Here is a 4,464-nt window from a genome sequence, read left to right on the forward strand (position 1 = left end):
CTTCCTTCAAAACACTCGACCAACTCCAACTTAAAGTTGATCAACTGATTGCTCAGTTAACTCCTGAGCTAATTGCTTCCATCACAGGGTATGCATTTATTCTCGATGCCCTATCTGCCCTGAATACTGTTTAAATTGGTAAAATTCCCAAGCATTCAAGTAATGGCGCTTGTCCTATTTCTGTTAAGGCCTCTTGCAACGAATAACGCTGAAACAAGAAGTTCAAGATCCCTGGAATCTCAAAGATTCCAGGGATCTTGGCAGAGGTTCCAGGTTCAAACCAGAGTCATTCCAGTCCCACGATCGCTAACCCTTCTCATACATCTCCAAATTTACACAGTAAGGCAGGCGTGCATTGCTGAGTCCTGCAATCAAATTTGCGATCGCCATTCCTGCCATTTTGCGGCGGGTTTGCAAACTGGCACTCCCGATATGAGGGGTGATGATTAAATTATCCAAAGTTAGCAGGGGACTATTGATTGGAATCGGCTCTGGCTCAGTCACATCCAAGGCGGCACTGGCAATTTGACCACAGCTCAAGGCACGGTAAAGCGCATCAGGATTTACGATCGCTCCCCGTGCTGTGTTAATCAAAATCGCCGAAGATTTCATCTGCTTAAACTGGGCATCGCTAAACAGATGATGCGTGTCATCGGACAGGGGCGTGTGGATAGTAATGAAATCAGATTGCTGAAGCAGCCGATCAAACGAAACATATTCTGCCCCTAACGCCTGCTCCAGTTCTGAAGGGCAACGGTGGCGACTGTGATACATAATACGCATGGCAAAACCCCGCGCCCGCTGTGCCACTGCCTGCCCAATCCGCCCCAGCCCAATGATTCCCAAGGTTGCGCCAGTGATGTTGGGTCCCATCAGTAAATCGGGTTCCCAGGTTTTCCATTGCCCAGAGCGGGTAAAGCGATCGCCCTCCACCACCCGTCGTCCGGTTGCCATCAACAATGCCCAGGTCAGGTCAGCCGTGGCATCGGTCAATACCCCCGGCGTATGTCCTACTGGGATTTTTCGCATCGTGGCTGCTGGGATATCAATATTGTCATAGCCCACTGCCATCTGGCTGATGACCCTGAGAGAAGTGGCTGCGTCTATCAAAGGGCGATCGATCTGATCTGTCAACAAACACAACAGTCCATCAGCCGTTTTAGCTTTTTCCAACAACACTTCGTAGGGTGGGGGCTGCCGTTCCTGCCACACCTCGACTGTGGCAATTTGTTGCAGTTCGTCCAAATCAGCAGGTAACCGACGAGTCACAAAAATCTTGGGTCGAGGCATAAGTGATTCAGGCTGCGATAAATCGCAAGCAGCAAGTGTTAGCTTTAATCACAGGAATCCATACATTCTTTCGCCGCTATGCATGTACTTCAGTCCTTATTTGCATTTTTCATCACCGTGCTTGTCCTGGTTATTAACTTTTCTTTCCCTGCCCTGGCTGCTAGTTCTGCGGCGATCCGGTCTTTTGACGATATGGAGGCAACTGTTAAGGATTATGTAGGTCAAAGCTTGATTAAAGCCGAATTTGGTGATTCAGACCTTCAGAATGCCAACTTCGGGGGTGCAGATTTGCGTGGTGCCGTGTTCAATGGTGCAAATTTGACCAACGCCAATTTGAAGGGTACAGACTTTAGCGATGGAATCGCCTATGTTACGAACTTTTCGGGAGCCGATTTAAGTGGAGCCGTTCTAGATTCTGCCATGCTGCTGAAGTCAAACTTCAAGGGGGCAACTATCACCGGAGCCGACTTCAGCTATGCAGCGTTAGATAAAGTTCAAGTGTTGGAGTTGTGCAAATCTGCCAGCGGCATTAATCCCAAAACAGGAGCCGATACGCGGGAATCGTTGGGATGCCCGTAGGGGAGAGGGGAAAGTTGAGAATTTAAAGTTGAGAGTTGAGAGTTGGGAGGGAAGGGGAGGGGGGGAGAGTTGAAAGTTGAGAGTTGAGGATGGTTTCTGGTCATTGGTCATTGGTCATTGGAATCCCTACTCCCTACCCTCTAACCCCTCAACCCAACACTTCCTTCAACGTTTCCACTAATCTGTCCACGTTTTCTGAGCGGCTGTTGTAGCCCATTAACCCAACACGCCAGACTTTTCCAGCGAGTTCGCCTAAGCCACCACCGACCTCGATGTTGTATTCAGTCAGGAGTTTGCGGGCGATCGCCTTGCCATCCACACCATCAGGGATGCACACGGTGGTCAGGGTTGGCAGGCGAAACTCGCGTTCAACATGCAGGTTTAATCCGATGTCTTCCAATCTTTCCCACAGGTACTCAACGTTCTTTTGATGACGCTGCCAACAGTTGTCCAGTCCTTCTTCGGCAATCAGGCGGAGGGCTTCCCGTAGAGCATAGTAGAGGTTGATGGGAGCCGTGTGATGGTAAACGCGCTCCGGTCCCCAATATTTGCCCAACAACGTCATGTCGAGATACCAGTTGGCAACTTTTGATTTGCGTCGCTGAAGTTTTTCCAGCGCAAGGGGACTGATAGTGAAAGGGGATGCACCGGGGGGACAGCCCAGTCCCTTCTGACTACAGCTATATGCCAGGTCAACGCCCCATTCATCTAGAAAAATGGGAACACCGCCCAGACTGGTGACGGTGTCAATCAACAGCAGACACCCCAATTTCCGACATAGCTCACCTACTCCTTCCAGGGGTTGCCGCGCCCCAGTAGAAGTTTCGGCATGTACCAGCGCCAAAATGGCAGGACGATGGGTTTCCAGGGCTGTCTGCAGTTCTTCCAGGGTGAAGACCTGCCCCCAGGGTTTGGTGATGGTGCGCACGTCTGCACCATAGCGGTCTGCCATATCAACCAGGCGGTTGCCAAAATAGCCCATGACACCGACCAAAACGACATCTCCGGGTTCTACTGAGTTGGCAATTGTGGCTTCCATTGCCGCAGAACCGGTACCACTGACTGCGATCGTCATTGGGTTATCGGTTTGCCAGACGTAGCGGAGTAAGGACTGAATCTCATCCATCAGTCCCAGAAATACCGGATCAAGGTGCCCAACTGGAGACGTATCCATCGCTTGCAGAATCGCGGGATGGGCATTGGATGGTCCTGGTCCCAACAACAGGCGATTGGGAACATTGAGGGGTGCGAGTTGGAGCCGCTGACCATTGTTGATTGCAAGAGTTTGTGTCATGAGCAATTTGGGGTGTAGAAAATAATGCCTAAAGTCGAATATTCAGAACCACACTGTCTATTCTCCAGGGTTTAGGGTCCTATTTAGGGGTGGATGTATTGAAAAATACAGTTAGGCACCCTGTTGTGTAGCACATTTATTGACAAGGAGTGACTCTACTCAGCCTCACTCTAACTCTTTGGGCTATGAGAATTCTGCTTGTAGAAGATGATTTGCATTTAGCAGAATCTTTAACTGAAATCCTGGCAGCACAACGCTACGCGATCGACTGGGTTAAGGACGGAGAGTCCGCCTGGAAGCAAACTAGAGGATTGTCCTATGACCTTATCTTGCTCGATGTCACACTACCGAAGCTAGATGGGATTTGCCTGTGTCAACGGATTCGTAGCGACGGCATTCTGGTTCCCGTTTTGATGTTAACGGCACGAGACACCTGTTTAGATAAGGTAATTGGCTTAGATGCTGGTGCAGATGCCTACATGGTCAAGCCCTTCGAAATACAGGAGCTACTGGCACAGATCCGGGCATTGCTACGTCGGGGACAGGTTGGGAGTACACCGGTTTTAACCTGGGGTTTTTTGTGTTTAGACCCCAGTAGCTATGAGGTGACCTACGATCGCTGCCCCCTTCGTCTCACCCCCAAAGAGTTTGCCCTGATGGAAGCTTTTTTGCGTAACGGTAAGCGGGTTTTAAGCCGAGCAGCCATCATTGAACAGGCATGGTCCTGGCAAGAACCTCCCGAAGAAGAAACGATTAAAACCTACATTAAAAACCTGCGATCTAAACTTAGAGCAGCAGGTGCTCCAGATGATGTGATTGAAACTGTTCACGGATTAGGGTACCGTCTCAAAGCTTTGGATTAAATATTAGACAGGTTAATCGATCAAGTGTTTACAGCCATTTCCCCTTGCATAACCCACCTGCACATCTATCCCTTATCCACGCATCCACCTACATGGACTCAGCTATGAGATGGAGGGTAGATGAGTCACCCACCCATCCAGCCATCCACTCCACTGGCGCAAAACTTCTGCTAAAAAGCACTGGAGTGTTAAGGCATTCCAGTGCCTACCCTCTGGCGGACGGTAGCGAAATCCTTCACCGCTTGCACCACACCGCCATTGAGCGGAATCAGACCCAACGCTTTCAAGTCCGCCTCCACCATCAAATGAACTAGCTGCTCAAACGTCACCGACGGCTCCCAGCCCAGCTTTGCCTTCGCCTTCGCCGGGTCACCAATCAGTAACTCCACCTCCGCTGGGCGCAGATACCGCTCATCAAACTCGACATACTCCTGCCAG

General features: G+C 50.3%; 5 protein-coding genes. 2 read left to right on the top strand and 3 right to left on the bottom strand.

What is annotated here, in order from left to right:
• Positions 1-306: 306 nt before the first annotated feature.
• Entirely contained in the window at positions 307-1,290 is a 984-nt protein-coding gene (locus tag AC1S52_RS02610; RefSeq protein WP_482027487.1) for a 2-hydroxyacid dehydrogenase, read from the bottom strand.
• A 78-nt stretch (positions 1,291-1,368) separates the two neighbouring features.
• On the opposite strand from AC1S52_RS02610, the gene AC1S52_RS02615 reads away from it, so the two are divergent.
• Entirely contained in the window at positions 1,369-1,869 is a 501-nt protein-coding gene (locus AC1S52_RS02615) for a pentapeptide repeat-containing protein (protein WP_482027488.1), read from the top strand.
• 148 nt (positions 1,870-2,017) lie between these two features.
• On the opposite strand, the gene AC1S52_RS02620 is transcribed toward AC1S52_RS02615, so the two are convergent.
• Positions 2,018-3,163 (bottom strand): alanine--glyoxylate aminotransferase family protein, encoded by a 1,146-nt coding sequence (locus tag AC1S52_RS02620; protein WP_482027489.1) that lies wholly within the window; start codon positions 3,161-3,163, stop codon positions 2,018-2,020.
• A gap of 185 nt (positions 3,164-3,348) precedes the next feature.
• Between AC1S52_RS02620 and AC1S52_RS02625 the strand changes: the two genes are divergently transcribed.
• Positions 3,349-4,026, top strand: a complete 678-nt coding sequence (locus AC1S52_RS02625; protein ID WP_482027490.1) for a response regulator transcription factor — start codon at positions 3,349-3,351, stop codon at positions 4,024-4,026.
• Between the two features lie 188 nt (positions 4,027-4,214).
• Here the strand turns inward: AC1S52_RS02625 and AC1S52_RS02630 are convergent.
• The coding region (locus tag AC1S52_RS02630; protein ID WP_482027491.1) for a GDP-mannose 4,6-dehydratase at positions 4,215-4,464 on the bottom strand (250 nt) is incomplete at its 5' end.

The sequence above is a fragment of the Kovacikia sp. CALU 1929 genome, assembly GCF_056784235.1.